Below are 14,696 nucleotides of genomic sequence, written 5' to 3' on the forward strand. Positions count from 1 at the left end.
CGATCGATCAGAGAGTTCTCGGCTCATCGCGTTTCGCACTTTCCACGGCGATGTGGGTTCTGGTCGCGACGGAGGGATCACCGACCACCACAGCGACTTGATCCCCCGTGCCGGTGACACGAGAAATCAACTCGGACAGTGTTTCCGATCCGGATACGACGCTACGTCTCAGTATCACCCGTAGCTCGACAATGCGAACTCCGCGATCGACCAACGCCTTTCCTCGGACACGCAATACTTCGTCGAAGTCCTCCAGCGATGCGCTCGCTCCTTCCGCCACTGCACCCAGATCCGCGGTGATGGAATTGTGCGAGTTCGACCCTGGGACCGTGATCTCCTTCACCCGCCGCAGCGGCACATGCGAGATCAACCACCGCAATGCGAGGAGGACAAGTAGTACTCCCACGCCTCCGACAGCCCACGGCCACCACGAGTGATCGACAAGATCTTCAGCCCACGGGATCTCGATACGCGCAGGGAGATCCTTGATCACGTCGAGATTCCACAGGATCGCTGCGACTCCCAGCACTACCGCGAGCATCCCCACTACGCATGTCGCCACGCGATCAATCGCCGTCGCCGTCCGAGTCATGACATCGATCCCGTCTGAATACGAACCTTGATTCGCGGCGATGGTGACAGTGACCCGGTCAAGTCCCCCAGCACCGCACGGATTTCCGATTCAGCGGTTGCGGCTCCATCGGGTGTGACCGAGGCCTTCACTTCGAGCTTGCGCCGAGTCGCGTGCGACGAAGCAGATCGAACCTGCGCCAGTGACTCGACGCGAACCGATGCTATCGCCGCTACATCGGCGGGATCGATCCATGTATTCGTGACTCCGACCAAGGCATTGGCAGTCTTTCGTCGCGGTTTGAGTCCGACGATCACGAACCACAGTCCGAGAACGACGGCTGCGATCCCGGCCGGCAACATCCAACCCTGGTACGTGAGCCCGTCCACATATGTGGCAGCCCTTGGTATCCACTGCGAGCCGGTGATCACGCCGGTGTCCACCAGTGCGTCGCGGACGCCGACCACGCCGAGTGCAAGTAGCGCCGCCGCGATGAGAAATCCAGTAACGGCCGATCCGGGCGTCGCAAGGGGAACAGGAGCAGCAGCCCTCGAGGCCGTGGATGGTGGTGCGACCTTTTCCGCAGTCATCGCACTTTCCTTCCCTCGTCACTCTTGGTCGATGCGGGGAGAACGCTCACGATCGCGACGTCCACGCCGTCCACGTCCAGGCCCGATACGGACTGCAACTGCGTTGTCACGTTCTCTCGCACCGCGGTACCGATCACCGACAAGGATCCGGGCCACTCGATCGCGATGTCGACCTTGGCCCGTACCCGCTTGCCGGATACCAGCACTCGCGCCCTCGGCAATTCGCGCCCGGTCAGTTTGTCCATGCCGCCGGCGTGATGACGCACCCCCGGGGTTCCGCGCGTCGCCTCGAGAACCAACTTCTGCGCGACTCTGTCTCGAATCGTCAGCGTTCCGCGATCGCCCGGCTCACCTAGCGCAGACAACTCCGGTCCAACTGTCTCAGCCACGCCCGCGGCCCTTCAACATCACACCGAGATCGAACTCGCCGTCACGCTGACCACCGACGAGGTATCCGATCACGCCGAGAACCAACGCGATGAGGAATCCGGTGAAACCGCCTGCAGCAGCCGCGACTCCGAGGAGTAGTCCTGCCAGTAGGCCGACAGTCGAGGTGGTCATGTGAATCCTCCGTTGTGGATGTTGTTCGATGGTGCGGGTCAGATTTCGGTATAGGTCCTGGCACCCGGAAACCGAGCGCGCACCCGCGTGTACTGGGCCCGAACGGGTTTGGATATCTGTCGCATCGTGCCGCGCAGCGTCGTGCGCACAACCACACCGATCGGGGATGCGAAGTCCCGGTCGACTCGTGCGAGCGCTCGATTGAGCGCGTCCGCAGATCCGCCCACGTCGGGGTGGTAGTTCCTGATCGCCTCTCGGCGTGCGGATCGCCGATCAGGAACTGAACCTCGAGAGTGCTCAGGCATCGTGCGCACGACCGACTACGTCTTCCACGGTCACGTTCACTGGGCCTGCAACGAGTCCCGAAACGGCTTGGCGGATACGTAAAGCCGTATCGCGAACGGCGGCGTCGACGAAGATGCACACATGGATGTCCGTCGACGACTCCGTCACCCGCACGCCGACGACGCGACGACCGGGGAGGTACGTGCCAACCTCGCCGAACATTCCGGCATGAAGCGAGGCGACCCCAGGCACCCGCGTCACAGCCGCCGCGATGGTGTCAGCGATTTCGGAACTCACTGCACCCGTGCAGTCTTGGGCTCGCCGGTTTCGTCGTCACTGCCCTCGTCAAGGTGGACGTCGTGAACCGTGATGTTCACCTCGGTCACCTCGAGACCGGTCATCCGTTCGAGCGCCGCGATGACGTTGCGACGAATGCCGGTGGCCAGATCGGCGAGCGATACGCCGTACTCGGCCACGATGTCGATGTCGACCGCTGCCTGCTTTTCGCCGACCTCGACCGATACTCCCTGGGAGTGGTTGACACTCGCGCCGGGGATCCGCTCACGCAGTGCCCCGACGACTCGGGACGCTCCGCCGCCGACGTCGTACACGCCGCTCACCTCTCGCGTAGCGATGCCGGCAATCTTCGAGACAACGGTGTCGGCGATCGACGTCTTTCCTTGCGAGCTCACGAGAGCCGAGTCGTTCGATGATGCAACATCCTTCGTAGATGCTGTCGCAACCTGCGTGCTGACCATTGTCATCTCCTCCTGTTGATCGATCTACCTGTGTAGTCGCGACTCGAACGCAAAACCGAATGCCTCAGCCGGGTGACGTGCATCACTGACACTTGTTAGTTACTGTCCGTAACATTCAACGCCCCGGCCGCGCGAACAATCTTCGAACGCAGCCGAGTATCCGCATTTCTGCGAGAGGAGCGACTGTGGCGTTACCGCACACACAGGGGCTCGCCGAAGCACCTGACGGCTTGGACCCTGCAACGGTGGACGCCGCGATACTCGGCGACCGAGAAGCATTCGAGTCACTCGTGCACTACTACGGCCCCGCGCTCCACCGATATGCGCGTCGAATGCTCGCGGACGAAGGCGACATTCTCGAGGTAGTCCAGGACACCTTCGTTGCCGCGTGGCGCCGCCTCGATTCATTTCGTGGCGAATCGTCGATGCGAACATGGCTTTTCGCTATCTGTTCCCGAAAGATCGTGGACAGCTATCGAATCAAGCGGGCTCAACCGATCGACGACAAGCTGCTCGATCCTCTCGTGCCGTCTCCCGAGGCCGGTCCGTTCGACGCGACCTCGAACTCCGCGTTCCTGGAAGCTCTGGAAGAAGCCTTGGGTGAATTGCCTTATCGCCAGCGTGCAGCCTGGACACTACGAGAGGTGGAGATGCTCACGTTCGTTCAAATCGGCAAGATTCTGAGACTCACTCCGGATTCGGTGCGCGGGCATCACCATCGCGCACGGGCTAACCTGAGTGAACGAATGACGAGGTGGCGATGACTGAATCACGAACCGACGCATTGATGGCGCACGCATCCGACGTCCTGCGGAACGCTCCCGAGCCAGGATGGGATCGAATCAGCGACAAGGTGATCCGGGCACTGCGGTCGACCTCGGCGTCCAGTTGGCCGCTCGATGCACATGCGTCCGAGGGTCCACGTCTCGGCACGGTGTCGGTGAGCGATCACGTACTCCGCACCCATTTGGCCGCCGAGATCCGTTCTCGACACCACTGCTCGCCGAGCAGTATCGAGTTCTTCGTCGACGGCCACGAAATACGTTCACTACGTATCGAACTGACAGCGCCGTACGGAGTGGATCTGGCCGAACTGTCGGACCGGGTACGGTTCACCGTCGTCGACGTCGTTCACTTGATCCTCGGCGACATGGACCCACCGGTCTCTGCAGAGAGCGTCCACATCGCCGTAGTCGACATCGTGGATGATCTACCTGCCGAGGAGAACACCAAAAGCCACTCCGAACACTAGGTGTTTGTTCGGCAAGTGTTTGGGAACCCGGCACTCATGACCACTCCCCCACCACCGGATCCGGGCCCGGTCCCCGATCCGGGGCCGCCGACACCACCCGCCCCGACACCACCCGATCCGCTGAATCCACCACCTGTGCCGCCGACTCCAACACCACCGAATCCGTATCCCCCGGATCCCATCCCCCAGATCTGAAGTCAGCGAGAATCTGAAGCCACGGGGCCTCAGTAGTCAGGTGGCCTCAGTAGTCAGCCACCGAGTTCGGCGATCATCTCGCTCAACGATTCCGCGGCGATACGTAGTTCACCTTCGTCGGGGTTGTCGTGCGAGGACGGTAGGCGTTCGGCCAACTGCTCACGAGTGACAAGCGAGATACCATCGAGGCCGAACCCTTCTTCGTCGGGGACGTAGATCTCGATCTCGCCACCGACCGCTACCAATTCCGAATGGGGGCCGCTGCCGAGCAGTGCACGCAGGTGTTCGGTCGTCACGGTCATATGGTTCACGTGAAATCTCCTGCTTCGGTGACAGCTGACTTTGCTGGTACGGGCTCGACGTGGCGTACTGACTCGACGTGACGCACTACCACCTACTGAGTACCCCTCGCGGGTGAGCAGGAAACGACAAGTACATGAACAACGACTTCCCGAAGGAAACGCACACACCATGACTGAACAGAATTCCACCGACCACGCGGATCAGACGGACGAGCCGCAGACCACCGACACCGATCATGGTCCCGGAACCGGCTCCGATGCAGCGCACAAAGACGTTCAGACCGATCCGTCGGGCGAGCGAACCTGGGCCGACGAGGGTGGAGCTACGACCACCGGCCCGGCGACCGACACCGACTGATCCCGCAGGGACTTAGTCATCGGGACCAAGGTCCCGTGGGTCGACGCTCACGGGTCCTTGAAATCCGTACGGATCTAACGCTTTTCACCTGGGTTTTCGCGATGCGGTAAGGTAGGCACTCAGCACGGTTGAGTACCCAGCCGTTGAAGACGAGCACGGTTCGTGCGTTGCTTCCCGTGCCGTTTCCCGGTTTCGAACGAAACCGTTTCGAACCAGACCGTTCGAACGAACCGTTTCGAGCAATCCGTCAGGAGTTTCGATGAACGAGTTTTCGAGAACTACAGATGAGCGTACGGACAGTCCCCCCACATTCACCACGACGTGTGCGGAAAACATTCAGTCGCTCGTGGTCAGCGGTGAGATCGACGTCCGGTCCCGAGCTGATTTCGCTGCTTGCGTCGACGACCTGATCGGTGAGCGTCACCCGTTCGTACTCGACTGCTCGGACGTCCAGTTCATCTCCGTCGGAGGTCTTTCCATCATCGAGACTCTGTCGGCCAAGGCACGAAGGCTCGGCGTACCTTGGACGCTCGTCGCAGCGCACCCCGTCAGGCGCCCGCTCTCTCTTCTGAAAATGGACGCCGACATCGTGTTCACCGACTCGACAGCCGAGGCGGTCACGTACCTGTCCTCGACGCCCGTCCTGGACGAGACCCTGGCGGAGCCGATGTCGGCGTGAGTACCGATCTCGAAAAGCTCTCCGAATTCGTCGTCGTCGCAAACCGACTGCCCGTCGATCTCGAAACCGACGAAGACGGAGGCAAGAACTGGAAGCGAAGTCCGGGTGGACTCGTTACTGCGCTCGAACCCATCCTGCGACAGCGAGACGGCGCTTGGGTCGGCTGGCCGGGGGTCGCGGACGAGAAGGTCGATCCGATAGTGGTTGACGGCCTTCGCCTGTTTCCCGTCGAGCTCACCTCTCAGGACCTCGCCGAGTACTACGAGGGATTCTCCAACGACACGTTGTGGCCGCTCTACCACGACGTTCTGGTGGCTCCGACGTTCGAACGGTCGTGGTGGCACACGTACGTCGCGGTCAACCAGCGGTTCGCCGAGGAAACCGCCCGTTGCGCCGCGGACGGAGCCACCGTCTGGGTGCAGGACTATCAATTGCAACTCGTGCCGGCAATGTTGCGCGAGCTGCGCCCGGACCTGACGATCGGGTTCTTTCTTCACATTCCGTTTCCTCCTGTCGAGCTCTTCATGCAGCTTCCGTGGCGCAAGGAGATCGTCAAGGGCATGCTGGGCGCCGATCTGATCGGCTTCCACTTACCTGGTGGCGCAAACAATTTCCTGTTCTTGGCCCGCAAACTACTCGGCCTCAAGACAACGACCGCAGGCGTCGGTGTTCGAAGTGCGCTCGGGCATGTGGATTTCGATTCTCGCGTCGTCAAGGTGGGAGCCTTTCCGATCTCCGTCGATTCGGCCGAGCTCGAGCGGCAGTCGAAGAGCGAATCGGTCCTGCGCCGCGCACGCGAATTGAAGGAAGAGCTCGGAAATCCCGAGAAAATCCTGCTGGGAGTCGACCGCCTGGACTACACCAAGGGCATCGATCTACGGTTGCAAGCCCTCAAGGAACTCCTCGACGAGGGCCGTTTGGATCCGGAGAAGTACACGATGGTGCAGCTCGCGACGCCCAGTCGTGAACGCGTGCAACACTATATCGACCTTCGCAGTGTCATCGAGGAACAGGTGGGCCGCATCAACGGCGACCACAGTCAGATCGGCCGCCCCGTAGTTCACTACCTGTATCAACCGGTCGACCGTGAAGAACTGATCGCGTTGTTCGTCGCTGCCGACGTCATGCTCGTGACGCCGATGCGCGACGGGATGAATCTGGTGGCCAAGGAGTACGTAGCCTGCCGAAGCGACCTGGGAGGCGCTCTCGTTCTCAGCGAGTTCACCGGCGCTGCAATGGAATTACGACAGTCGTATCTGGTCAACCCGCACGATCTGGACGGCGTGAAGAATACGATTCTGACCGCGGTTCATCAGGATCCGAAAGAGGGCCGTCGCCGGATGGCTGCGCTGCATCGGCAGGTCATGACGCACGATGTGCATCAGTGGGCCGAGTCGTTCCTGACCGCGCTTGCCCCACCCGGACCGCTTCCGGACGATCAGTTCGTCACGGAGCGTGAGTCGGACTTTGCGCGCAACAACTGACCCTCGCGGGCTTGCGTCAAGGGCGCTCGGAGACTCGAGCTAGGATTGGTTTCAGTTCATCGTCAAGCAGCGGCTGCGAACTGATCTCCTCGACATAGCCGTGCAATGCTGCATCGGCCCAGAAAGACAGGCCGACCATGCCCCTCACGATGAAGTACTCCGAGACCTACAACGACGCACTCATCGCGCTCGCCGCCGCTACTCATCGGCCGGCCAACGTGGTGAATCTGTTCGGCGAGTACGCCATTCGTGTCGATCTCGAGTACAACCGTTACCTGCTGGCGACAAACACCGCGGCCGGACTCTCCGATCGACCCGACAACGGGGAATCGTGGCTGGTGCGGTTCTTCCAATCCGAGAACACCGACACTGCGGATCGCCTTCTCGCGGAGGCGTCGCACCAATGGTTGGTCGATGCTCTGGACGCCGCGTTCGAACAGATCGAAGCGGCGGGCAACAAGATCTCCGCCGACGCGGACTTCGGCGACCCTACCCGCACCGAAACTCCATCCTGAACAGCATCGTCTCCCGCGGGCGTCACTAGTCGTTCTCGGCGGTCAACTGGCTGATTCGAGCCGCTAAGACTGCATTCTCTGCCTCCAGGGACAGAATCAGACGAATTCCGACAAGATTGACCCCATCGTCGATCAGCGCGGTGATGCGTCCGAGCGTATCCAGGTCGGCCTCGCTGTACCGACGCGTACCACCGTCCGTGCGGGTAGGGGTGAGTAGACCCCTTCGCTCGTAAAGGCGCAGCGTCTGAGGTCCTACCCCGGACAGCTCTGACATCACTGAGATCCCGTATACGCCGCGCAGCGCCCGGGTCTGGGATTCCGACGTCACTGGAACCTCCTAGTTCGGTGTCGGCTGTCTCGATCGGCGTTATCCGACCTTAGCATCATCACGCAGTGAATCTGACGCGGGGAACATAGATTCAAGCGTGTCCAGGGCCACTGACGGCAAAAATTGGAGTGCCAGAAATGCATGTAAATGCAGCTCAAGTCCCATTTCAACGAGATCGCAGAGCTAGCTCCCCTTCGCCACCGAGCCGAAGCAGCCTTGCCAATTATCTACATCGGCTGATATAGATTTTGTAGCACCTGAAAGCGCCATAACCGGAGCTCGATGGTGCAGAACACCCAGACGTCGGAGTCGGTGGTTCAGCCGACTCCCTCACGGCACACTCTTCACCGGGAGCAAGATGACGACGATCGACATCCCGCCCACACAGGGCGAGAGCAACACCGGCATCGGATTCACTGTCGCAAGCGCGACTTTGACAACCGAAGAGGTCAAGCGCCGAATCGCGATGATGTACGGCGACCCGGTGACAGAGGAGCCGGTAGCACTCGCGCACTGAACCTGTCCGACACGCGATCCGATTGACGATGGCGCGAGATCGCCCCGTTTGCGGGCGATCCCCATCACGACGAGAGGAAAACATATGTCCGAGTTCACCGTACCGGGACTGAGCAGCGCAGACGGTTCGTCCGTCGCCGATATTCTGCAGGAACGCCTCAGCGCCTACAACGATCTTCACCTCACGCTCAAGCACGTTCACTGGAACGTCGTGGGCCCCAACTTCATCGGCGTCCACGAGATGATCGACCCCCAGGTGGAGTTGGTCCGCGGCTACGCCGACGATGTGGCCGAACGTATCGCGGCACTGGGTAACTCGCCCAAGGGCACCGCGGGAGCGATCGAGCGGGACCGCACGTGGGACGACTACTCCGTCGGCCGAGACGACGCCCGCGCGCACCTCGCTGCGCTCGACCTCGTTTACACCGGGGTCATCACCGACAGTCGCACAGCAATTGACAGCGTCGGCAAAATCGATCCGATCACCGAAGACATGTTGATCGGCCAGACGGCACAGTTGGAAAAGTTCCAGTGGTTCGTTCGTGCACACCTCGAGAACTCGGGTGGCAGCCTCGTACACGAAGGCGCGTCCACCGAGCAGGATGCCGCAGATGAGGCACGCCAGAGCTGATGCACCGTCCGCGATTTCGGCCGATCGGGGGTCGGCCGAAATCGCACCCCCCACAACAGGAAAGGGCAAGAGCATGTCTGCGGACTCGCGCGGCACGTCGGCACAGACACGTCGCGAGTATCAGATGTTCGTGTTGCAGCAGCGTTTGTTGTTCGGATCGATCGTGGCAGGCACCGCCCTTGGAGTTCTCGCGATCAACTACTTCTGAAATATCAGGGGCCGCAGCCGTCGAAGACAGGACAGAAACGACACAATCATGAGTTCGAGCACTCTCCGCTCGATCGTTCGTAGCGATCGCTTTGCGGCAAGCACTTCTTCTCTTCTGCTCGTGGACAGCGATTTTCGCATCCAGGGCGCAAACGACGAGTACCTTGCCGTATCCGGCCGCAGCCTCGATCAGTTGCACGGAGTGGAGGTGTTCGAAGCCTTCCCCGACAATCCCGACGACTCGTTTGCCGACGGAATCTTCTCGTTGACAGCGTCATTCGAGCGCACGATGCACTCCAGAACTCGGGACGCACTGCCGACTCAGCGTTACGATGTGCGCGACGAGCGAGGCAGCGGGCTGTTTGTCACGCGCTATTGGAATACGGTCAATTCCTCTGTCACCGATGATGACGGCAGGGTTATCGGAGTGCTTCATCGTGTGTACGAGGTTCTACGACCGCGGGCTCAGCAGTCCAGTTCGGCGTCAGACGTACTTGCCCGCCTTCGCGCGGAGAACGACGAACTGAGAAGAGCTTTGGACTCTCGGCCAGTGATCGAGCAGGCCAAGGGATTACTGATGGCAGAGCGCGAGTGCTCTGCCGACCACGCCTTCGACTTTCTGGTTCAGATGTCGCAGGAATGGAACGTCAAGGTGCGCGACATCGCCGGTGGTCTTGTCGCCGCAGCAGAAAGACGTGCCGTGGATCAAAAGAATTCCTGACGACCGGGATTCAAAAGTTGTACGGCTGGGTAATGACCGACCAGAGGTACCCCCGAAATCTTCCCCGCGAGGGAGGAGCCTCGAAGGTCCCGCCGGTTCAGGCCGGCGGGACCGAGCTTTGCCTCAACACCCGACCTGGATCCTCGATCCGAGTCGAGTACGCCACGCAGCGAAGGGAACGTCCATGTTCATGCGCTCCTACACATCTCCCAGGCCCCTTGCCGACGAGTGGGATTGGCAGCTGTCCGGCACCTGCCGCGACACCGATCCCGCCCTGTTCTACGACGACACGAACGAGCGCGGCTCCAGGCGAGCGAAGCGCGAGAGTTCGGCGAAGCTGGTGTGCGCCAGATGTCCTGTCGTGCAGAGATGCCTCGTGCACGCCATCCAGACCGGGGAACCCCACGGCATTTGGGGCGGCATGACGGCGACCGAACGAGAATCGTTGCGTAAAAGTCGAACTGAACCACTGATCAGTGCCGCGGCGAGCTCACCGGAATAGGTAGCAACCTCAAGGTCTGGCCTCGTGGTGTCGCAAACCGTGCGTGCGGCGTCGCTCCTTCATCTCGGCTTCGAAGAGGTGCGATACTCCACCGGCCAGCTTGTCACGCACCACCTGCTCGCATTCGCGAAAGAAGGACCAGTAGTTCTCGTCGAACTCTTCGACGAGCTGGAAGGTCCAGCGCCCTTCGACCACGTTCCGGCCCATCAACTCGCCCTCGATCTGATCGGCCAGCTCGTCGTTACCGCTGGATCGCAGTAACTCGACGACCTCGTCGAGCATGAGATCCGCATGTCCGATCAGCTGATGGAAGTCGTACAGAGCGCCGCGCGCCCGCTCCACCGTTTCGAGGGCGTTCGACAACACCCCCGCTGCCTTCACCTCGTCGTCCGTGACGCCTTCCGGTCGTGTGTGTACGGGGATCTGCCTGTCCGCCTGAGTGCCCATGAAACGGACGTACCCGAACGGGTCACAAATGAAAGATGGGAATCGGTACGAGCGCACCACAGGTGATGTGTCTCACAATTCATCCTCTAGTTCGAGTAAAGAGGATTACTTCGCCGCGCGAAGGGTAATCGAAGGCCATGAATACTTCCGGGGTAGAGATGGCTGGCACGCATGGCCGGTACCGTTCCTTGCCTCGGTCCGCCGGAATTACGCCACATCTACCTACAGGAAGCCCCTTGATCCCTCTGTCGAGTCCGACCGAAGCCGAACTTACTCACGACTCCATCGCCTCGCTCCGCGTCCGAGCGTCCTACTCCCAACTGCCGACTCTGCGCGGGATCACTCGCACTGTTGCCAACAACACCGGGTTGGATGTCGACGGAACAGCCGATCTTGCTCTGGCGATGGACGAAGTCGCGAGCATCCTCATCGGCCATGCGATACCGTCCAGCGACTTGACCTGCCGATTCGAGACCTACGGTCGCACACTGCGGATCGTCGTATCGGTGATTGCGCACTCCGAAATACCCGACAAGTCCCACAGCTTCGGATGGTTCGTTCTCGAAGCACTGGTCGACTCGGTCCGTTTGGAACAATCGGAAATCGACGCGGACGGTCACATCACCCTGACGATGACGCTTGAAAAGGGCTTGCTCCAGGAGCGTGCGTGACCGCTGTCCCACCGGACAAGAAGGACCAGTACGAACTAGCTGTCGAACTGTTCGTCTCGATGGCTTCGCTTCCGCCTGACGATCCGACCCGAGAAAAGATCACCAACTCGATCATCGAACTGTGCCTACCACTGGCCACCCACGTCGCTCGCCGCTACCAGGGGCGCGGCCAGCCATTCGAGGACTTGGAACAAGTTGCGCGCGTGGGTTTGGTACAGGCTGTGCAGCGATTCGACGTAGACAAAGGGTCAGATTTCCTGTCGTTCGCAGTCCCCACCGTAATGGGTGAGGTACGCAAGCACTTTCGCGATCACGGCTGGTCCGTGCGCGTGCCTCGCAGCCTTCAGGAACGACACCTTGCCCTCAACCGGGCGCTCACGTCGTTGTCGCAGACGCTCGGCCGTGCACCGACAGTCGCGGAACTCGCCAAGGAGCTCGACATAGAGCCGGACGAGGTCGAACAGGGGTTGACCGCCGGAAATTCGTATCGAACGACCCCGCTCGACACGGCGTCCGCCGGCGACGGGAGCGGACTGACCCTGATCGATACTTTGGGACAGTACGACGAAGCGATCAGTCGGATCGACAATCACGAAACCCTGCGGCCCGCGCTCCTGGCACTACCGGAGCGCGAGCGCACGATCGTCGTTCTCAGATTCTTCGGACATCTCACCCAATCCCAGATCGCCGACAAGGTCGGCATCTCTCAGATGCATGTATCGAGAATCCTCACTCAGACTCTGAAGCAGCTACGGACCGAGATGGGTGAAATCTTCTGAAGGTACGTCTCGCGGATCAAATGTATTCCTGTGCAAGACGTTCCATCTCATCTCGATCGATGAGGCCGGGCTGGCCGATGTCGAGAGCCTCGAGATACTTGTTGGCGAGGCGATAATCGTGCCCCCAACGACCGTGCTCGCCGTCCTCCTCGGCGCGCTGAACACTGGAACCGGGCGGAACTTCGTCCCTCAGTCCGTTGGTCTGCGCGCCGATCAATGTGTCCAGCTTGGTCGAGATGGCCGTGAGTGCATCGCGGTCGTTCATCTGAATCCCTTCGTCAGGTGACGCTGATCCCCCACCATACCGAAGTGTCTGTCCAAAAACATTGCACCGCTTAATGTTCGACTACAAGCCTGGACCGATCCAAGCCCTCGAGCTACACTGAGCGGTACCGAGGTTGAGAATACAGCCGGGGCTGAAGCCGCTGGCGCTCGGTTCGCATCAAGGCTCTGGATCAGGTCAAATTTTCCTGCGTACATCCATTGGGCTCGATGCTTTCCACACCTGGACTCTTTCACTTTCCGTGCCGTCAGGTCGGTCGTCAGCCTTTCGATGAAAGCACACAGACCGGATCTGCCATGAATCTGAATGATCTCGACCATGCACCGATCGATTTCGTCGATCCCTCAACACAATTGGGGCCGATCGTGGACACACAAGGCTTCGCAGCCTGGCGGATAACACCCTCGACAGTCCTGATCCAGGTCGACGTCGACCTCGACAAACTGTCCGCGCCAGAACTACGAGAACTTCTCGACTCGTACGCAGCGGAGTGGTCGCGCGTCGTTCTCGACCTGTCCAATTCACTGTTCGTCGGTGCGGTCTGCCTCGAACTGTTCGCCGAACTGAACTCCCGTTCGCGAGCCCACGATTTCCAGTGGTCCGTCATCGGGTCACACCCGCTTCGACGCTTGCTCCGGGCCGCACGGGCAGAAGAGGAATTTCCGGTCACCAACTCTGTCGAGGGAGCCATGCGCGCACTCGACGAAGCCGAGCAGTCGCTCGAAGCCTCCTGACGCCACGCCTGCACCGGCGTCGAGCGCCGCACGCTCGCAGCGACTAAGGTTCGTCGGGCTGTCCGACGAGCTGAGAGAGACCGAGAATGACAATCGCCAAGCGCCTCGATGCCTTGCAACAGAAGCATCCGGCACTGGGGTTCCCGATAGCGGTCCTCTACAAGTTCCTCGACGATCAAGGTGTTTATCTCGCCGCGCTGATCGCTTACTACGGTTTCGTCTCGCTCTTTCCTCTTCTTCTGTTGCTCTCGACCATTCTCGGCTTCGTGCTCTCGGGCAACCCCGAGCTTCAGCAACAGATCTTGGACTCCGCGCTGCATCAGTTTCCGGTAATCGGTGACGACCTGGGCAATGCGCAACAGATCGGCGGCGGTGTCACAGGGCTGGTGATCGGAATCGTCGGTGGTCTCTACGGTGGCCTCGGCGTCGCTCTGGCTTGCCAGAATGCAATGAACACGGTGTGGTCGGTGCCCCGAAACATGCGACCGGATCCCATCCGCGGTCGTCTTCAAGGGTTACTGCTCCTCGGCACGATCGGTCTCGCGATCGTGGGGACCACCGCTGTCTCCAACATCGGCGGTGCGCTTCATCTGGGCGGTTCGTTCAGCTTCCTGCTGACCCTTGCGGTAGTCGTATTGAATGCGGGCATCTTCATCGTCGCTTTCCGGCTCACCTGCGCCCGCCCGCTCTCGGTGGCCGATGTGGCACCCGGAGCGATCGCCGCTGCTGTTCTCTGGCAAGCACTTCAGTCCTTCGGTGCCCTTTACGTGACATCCGTGGTGCGAGGCGCCTCCACCACCAATGGCGTCTTCGCCATCGTTCTGGGTTTGTTGGCCTTCTTGTTCCTCGCTGCCGCCTCGATCGTCATGTGCGCGGAAATCAACGTCGTGCGAGTCGACAAACTCCATCCGCGGGCGTTGTTGGCTCCGTTCACCGACAACACCGAACTCATCGAAGGCGATCGGCGCACCTTCGCCGATCAAGCAAAGGCGCAACGCGCGGTTCCTCACGAGAACATCCATGTGACGTTCGACGGGCGCACCAAACCCGACGATTCGGACTGATCTCGACCCCGATCGAGTTGGGTATTTGGTCCCCTCCTGGGTATCGGGGTGGCATTCTGCGCCGCGAATCCAGATTTAACACAAGTGTTGTCATTTCGCGCTGCATCGAAGCGACGAATACATCACAGCAGGTAAACGCGCATAGTTGAACAATCACCTGCTTCCGACGCGGTCCCGGAACGGGACAAAGCCGTCAAATACTGCAACTCGCCATGCATGTAATTGGAGACAGAAAAAGAAGAGCATGGCAGGATCAGGTGTGA

The 14,696-nt window shown here is 60.5% G+C and carries 25 protein-coding genes; 15 read left to right on the top strand and 10 right to left on the bottom strand.

Features of this window, described 5'->3' with window-relative positions:
* Nucleotides 1–7: 7 nt before the first annotated feature.
* The 6 genes from I7X09_RS25785 to I7X09_RS25810 form a co-directional block, all read right to left on the bottom strand.
* Nucleotides 8–592 carry a hypothetical protein gene (locus I7X09_RS25785; RefSeq protein WP_200314343.1) on the bottom strand — a complete coding sequence of 195 codons (585 nt, stop codon included), beginning with the start codon at nucleotides 590–592 and terminating at the stop codon, nucleotides 8–10.
* Nucleotides 589–1,161, bottom strand: coding sequence for a DUF6286 domain-containing protein (locus I7X09_RS25790; RefSeq protein WP_095971915.1), 573 nt, complete (start codon nucleotides 1,159–1,161; stop codon nucleotides 589–591). Before I7X09_RS25790 ends, I7X09_RS25785 begins: the two co-directional genes overlap by 4 nt.
* A complete protein-coding gene (locus I7X09_RS25795) occupies nucleotides 1,158–1,550 on the bottom strand; it encodes an Asp23/Gls24 family envelope stress response protein (protein ID WP_095971914.1) in 393 nt (130 codons plus the stop codon). The genes I7X09_RS25790 and I7X09_RS25795 overlap by 4 nt, the downstream gene beginning before the upstream one ends.
* Complete coding sequence (locus I7X09_RS25800) at nucleotides 1,543–1,722, bottom strand: hypothetical protein (RefSeq protein WP_003943629.1); 180 nt, start codon at nucleotides 1,720–1,722, stop codon at nucleotides 1,543–1,545. Before I7X09_RS25800 ends, I7X09_RS25795 begins: the two co-directional genes overlap by 8 nt.
* Nucleotides 1,723–2,019: 297 nt before the next feature.
* Nucleotides 2,020–2,304 carry a hypothetical protein gene (locus I7X09_RS25805; RefSeq protein ID WP_095971912.1) on the bottom strand — a complete coding sequence of 95 codons (285 nt, stop codon included), beginning with the start codon at nucleotides 2,302–2,304 and terminating at the stop codon, nucleotides 2,020–2,022.
* Nucleotides 2,301–2,765 carry an Asp23/Gls24 family envelope stress response protein gene (locus I7X09_RS25810; RefSeq protein ID WP_003943699.1) on the bottom strand — a complete coding sequence of 155 codons (465 nt, stop codon included), beginning with the start codon at nucleotides 2,763–2,765 and terminating at the stop codon, nucleotides 2,301–2,303. The genes I7X09_RS25805 and I7X09_RS25810 overlap by 4 nt, the downstream gene beginning before the upstream one ends.
* 185 nt (nucleotides 2,766–2,950) lie before the next feature.
* Here I7X09_RS25810 and I7X09_RS25815 point away from each other — a divergent pair, with 185 nt between their 5' ends.
* Entirely contained in the window at nucleotides 2,951–3,529 is a 579-nt protein-coding gene (locus I7X09_RS25815) for an RNA polymerase sigma factor (protein ID WP_029537811.1), read from the top strand.
* A complete protein-coding gene (locus I7X09_RS25820) occupies nucleotides 3,526–4,017 on the top strand; it encodes a hypothetical protein (protein WP_234036715.1) in 492 nt (163 codons plus the stop codon). The genes I7X09_RS25815 and I7X09_RS25820 overlap by 4 nt, the downstream gene beginning before the upstream one ends.
* 248 nt (nucleotides 4,018–4,265) lie before the next feature.
* Here I7X09_RS25820 and I7X09_RS25825 read toward each other — a convergent pair whose 3' ends face one another.
* Entirely contained in the window at nucleotides 4,266–4,514 is a 249-nt protein-coding gene (locus I7X09_RS25825) for a hypothetical protein (RefSeq protein ID WP_200318083.1), read from the bottom strand.
* A gap of 169 nt (nucleotides 4,515–4,683) precedes the next feature.
* Between I7X09_RS25825 and I7X09_RS25830 the strand changes: the two genes are divergently transcribed.
* The 4 genes from I7X09_RS25830 to I7X09_RS25845 all read left to right on the top strand — a co-directional run bounded on the left by I7X09_RS25830 (nucleotide 4,684) and on the right by I7X09_RS25845 (nucleotide 7,550).
* Nucleotides 4,684–4,872, top strand: coding sequence for a PI-type proteinase (locus tag I7X09_RS25830; RefSeq protein ID WP_124567378.1), 189 nt, complete (start codon nucleotides 4,684–4,686; stop codon nucleotides 4,870–4,872).
* A gap of 259 nt (nucleotides 4,873–5,131) precedes the next feature.
* On the top strand, nucleotides 5,132–5,551 hold the full coding sequence (locus I7X09_RS25835; RefSeq protein ID WP_095971908.1) for an STAS domain-containing protein: 420 nt from the start codon (nucleotides 5,132–5,134) through the stop codon (nucleotides 5,549–5,551).
* On the top strand, nucleotides 5,548–7,035 hold the full coding sequence (locus tag I7X09_RS25840) for an alpha,alpha-trehalose-phosphate synthase (UDP-forming) (RefSeq protein WP_095971907.1): 1,488 nt from the start codon (nucleotides 5,548–5,550) through the stop codon (nucleotides 7,033–7,035). Before I7X09_RS25835 ends, I7X09_RS25840 begins: the two co-directional genes overlap by 4 nt.
* A gap of 137 nt (nucleotides 7,036–7,172) precedes the next feature.
* Nucleotides 7,173–7,550: a hypothetical protein gene (locus I7X09_RS25845; RefSeq protein WP_095971906.1), complete on the top strand. Its 378-nt coding sequence runs from the start codon at nucleotides 7,173–7,175 to the stop codon at nucleotides 7,548–7,550.
* A 25-nt stretch (nucleotides 7,551–7,575) separates the two neighbouring features.
* On the opposite strand, the gene I7X09_RS25850 is transcribed toward I7X09_RS25845, so the two are convergent.
* The gene (locus I7X09_RS25850) at nucleotides 7,576–7,878 is read right to left on the bottom strand and encodes a MerR family transcriptional regulator (protein WP_124567380.1); all 303 of its coding nucleotides are present in this window, start codon (nucleotides 7,876–7,878) and stop codon (nucleotides 7,576–7,578) included.
* A 358-nt stretch (nucleotides 7,879–8,236) separates the two neighbouring features.
* Between I7X09_RS25850 and I7X09_RS25855 the strand changes: the two genes are divergently transcribed.
* The 5 genes from I7X09_RS25855 (at nucleotide 8,237) to I7X09_RS25875 (ending at nucleotide 10,455) form a co-directional block, all read left to right on the top strand.
* Nucleotides 8,237–8,395, top strand: coding sequence for a hypothetical protein (locus tag I7X09_RS25855; protein ID WP_166812223.1), 159 nt, complete (start codon nucleotides 8,237–8,239; stop codon nucleotides 8,393–8,395).
* 84 nt (nucleotides 8,396–8,479) lie between these two features.
* Complete coding sequence (locus tag I7X09_RS25860; protein WP_200314345.1) at nucleotides 8,480–9,025, top strand: Dps family protein; 546 nt, start codon at nucleotides 8,480–8,482, stop codon at nucleotides 9,023–9,025.
* A 73-nt stretch (nucleotides 9,026–9,098) separates the two neighbouring features.
* On the top strand, nucleotides 9,099–9,233 hold the full coding sequence (locus I7X09_RS29645; RefSeq protein WP_020968725.1) for a hypothetical protein: 135 nt from the start codon (nucleotides 9,099–9,101) through the stop codon (nucleotides 9,231–9,233).
* Between the two features lie 48 nt (nucleotides 9,234–9,281).
* Nucleotides 9,282–9,953: an ANTAR domain-containing protein gene (locus tag I7X09_RS25870; protein WP_095971902.1), complete on the top strand. Its 672-nt coding sequence runs from the start codon at nucleotides 9,282–9,284 to the stop codon at nucleotides 9,951–9,953.
* A gap of 190 nt (nucleotides 9,954–10,143) precedes the next feature.
* Nucleotides 10,144–10,455, top strand: coding sequence for a WhiB family transcriptional regulator (locus I7X09_RS25875; RefSeq protein ID WP_283376884.1), 312 nt, complete (start codon nucleotides 10,144–10,146; stop codon nucleotides 10,453–10,455).
* A gap of 9 nt (nucleotides 10,456–10,464) precedes the next feature.
* On the opposite strand, the gene I7X09_RS25880 is transcribed toward I7X09_RS25875, so the two are convergent.
* Nucleotides 10,465–10,902, bottom strand: coding sequence for a hypothetical protein (locus I7X09_RS25880; protein WP_200314347.1), 438 nt, complete (start codon nucleotides 10,900–10,902; stop codon nucleotides 10,465–10,467).
* A 236-nt stretch (nucleotides 10,903–11,138) separates the two neighbouring features.
* Between I7X09_RS25880 and I7X09_RS25885 the strand changes: the two genes are divergently transcribed.
* Both I7X09_RS25885 and I7X09_RS25890 read left to right on the top strand, forming a co-directional pair.
* Nucleotides 11,139–11,573, top strand: coding sequence for an ATP-binding protein (locus I7X09_RS25885; RefSeq protein ID WP_019747468.1), 435 nt, complete (start codon nucleotides 11,139–11,141; stop codon nucleotides 11,571–11,573).
* Nucleotides 11,570–12,352, top strand: coding sequence for a SigB/SigF/SigG family RNA polymerase sigma factor (locus I7X09_RS25890; RefSeq protein ID WP_095971901.1), 783 nt, complete (start codon nucleotides 11,570–11,572; stop codon nucleotides 12,350–12,352). The genes I7X09_RS25885 and I7X09_RS25890 overlap by 4 nt, the downstream gene beginning before the upstream one ends.
* Before the next feature lie 16 nt (nucleotides 12,353–12,368).
* On the opposite strand, the gene I7X09_RS25895 is transcribed toward I7X09_RS25890, so the two are convergent.
* Nucleotides 12,369–12,617 carry a modification methylase HgiDII gene (locus I7X09_RS25895; RefSeq protein ID WP_200314349.1) on the bottom strand — a complete coding sequence of 83 codons (249 nt, stop codon included), beginning with the start codon at nucleotides 12,615–12,617 and terminating at the stop codon, nucleotides 12,369–12,371.
* Between the two features lie 314 nt (nucleotides 12,618–12,931).
* On the opposite strand from I7X09_RS25895, the gene I7X09_RS25900 reads away from it, so the two are divergent.
* Together I7X09_RS25900 and I7X09_RS25905 are read left to right on the top strand one after the other, a co-directional pair.
* Nucleotides 12,932–13,369, top strand: coding sequence for an STAS domain-containing protein (locus I7X09_RS25900; RefSeq protein WP_200314350.1), 438 nt, complete (start codon nucleotides 12,932–12,934; stop codon nucleotides 13,367–13,369).
* Between the two features lie 86 nt (nucleotides 13,370–13,455).
* Entirely contained in the window at nucleotides 13,456–14,433 is a 978-nt protein-coding gene (locus tag I7X09_RS25905; RefSeq protein ID WP_095971898.1) for a YihY/virulence factor BrkB family protein, read from the top strand.
* The last annotated feature ends 263 nt before the right edge of the window (nucleotides 14,434–14,696 follow it).

Origin of the sequence: Rhodococcus sp. P-2 (assembly GCF_016598535.1) — a bacterium.
GTDB lineage: Bacteria > Actinomycetota > Actinomycetes > Mycobacteriales > Mycobacteriaceae > Rhodococcus_F > Rhodococcus_F baikonurensis.

What these genes read in the sequence shown, in the direction of transcription:
- I7X09_RS25905 (WP_095971898.1), top strand. Translation starts at nt 13,456, where the DNA reads ATGACAATCGCCAAGCGCCTCGATGCCTTGCAACAGAAGCATCCGGCA.
- I7X09_RS25875 (WP_283376884.1), top strand. Translation starts at nt 10,144, where the DNA reads ATGCGCTCCTACACATCTCCCAGGCCCCTTGCCGACGAGTGGGATTGG.
- I7X09_RS25785 (WP_200314343.1), bottom strand. Translation starts at nt 592, where the DNA reads ATGACTCGGACGGCGACGGCGATTGATCGCGTGGCGACATGCGTAGTG.
- I7X09_RS25855 (WP_166812223.1), top strand. Translation starts at nt 8,237, where the DNA reads ATGACGACGATCGACATCCCGCCCACACAGGGCGAGAGCAACACCGGC.
- I7X09_RS25870 (WP_095971902.1), top strand. Translation starts at nt 9,282, where the DNA reads ATGAGTTCGAGCACTCTCCGCTCGATCGTTCGTAGCGATCGCTTTGCG.
- I7X09_RS25860 (WP_200314345.1), top strand. Translation starts at nt 8,480, where the DNA reads ATGTCCGAGTTCACCGTACCGGGACTGAGCAGCGCAGACGGTTCGTCC.
- I7X09_RS25800 (WP_003943629.1), bottom strand. Translation starts at nt 1,722, where the DNA reads ATGACCACCTCGACTGTCGGCCTACTGGCAGGACTACTCCTCGGAGTC.
- I7X09_RS25830 (WP_124567378.1), top strand. Translation starts at nt 4,684, where the DNA reads ATGACTGAACAGAATTCCACCGACCACGCGGATCAGACGGACGAGCCG.
- I7X09_RS25790 (WP_095971915.1), bottom strand. Translation starts at nt 1,161, where the DNA reads ATGACTGCGGAAAAGGTCGCACCACCATCCACGGCCTCGAGGGCTGCT.
- I7X09_RS25900 (WP_200314350.1), top strand. Translation starts at nt 12,932, where the DNA reads ATGAATCTGAATGATCTCGACCATGCACCGATCGATTTCGTCGATCCC.
- I7X09_RS25820 (WP_234036715.1), top strand. Translation starts at nt 3,526, where the DNA reads ATGACTGAATCACGAACCGACGCATTGATGGCGCACGCATCCGACGTC.
- I7X09_RS25895 (WP_200314349.1), bottom strand. Translation starts at nt 12,617, where the DNA reads ATGAACGACCGCGATGCACTCACGGCCATCTCGACCAAGCTGGACACA.
- I7X09_RS25845 (WP_095971906.1), top strand. Translation starts at nt 7,173, where the DNA reads ATGCCCCTCACGATGAAGTACTCCGAGACCTACAACGACGCACTCATC.
- I7X09_RS29645 (WP_020968725.1), top strand. Translation starts at nt 9,099, where the DNA reads ATGTCTGCGGACTCGCGCGGCACGTCGGCACAGACACGTCGCGAGTAT.
- I7X09_RS25825 (WP_200318083.1), bottom strand. Translation starts at nt 4,514, where the DNA reads ATGACCGTGACGACCGAACACCTGCGTGCACTGCTCGGCAGCGGCCCC.
- I7X09_RS25810 (WP_003943699.1), bottom strand. Translation starts at nt 2,765, where the DNA reads ATGGTCAGCACGCAGGTTGCGACAGCATCTACGAAGGATGTTGCATCA.
- I7X09_RS25835 (WP_095971908.1), top strand. Translation starts at nt 5,132, where the DNA reads ATGAACGAGTTTTCGAGAACTACAGATGAGCGTACGGACAGTCCCCCC.
- I7X09_RS25880 (WP_200314347.1), bottom strand. Translation starts at nt 10,902, where the DNA reads ATGGGCACTCAGGCGGACAGGCAGATCCCCGTACACACACGACCGGAA.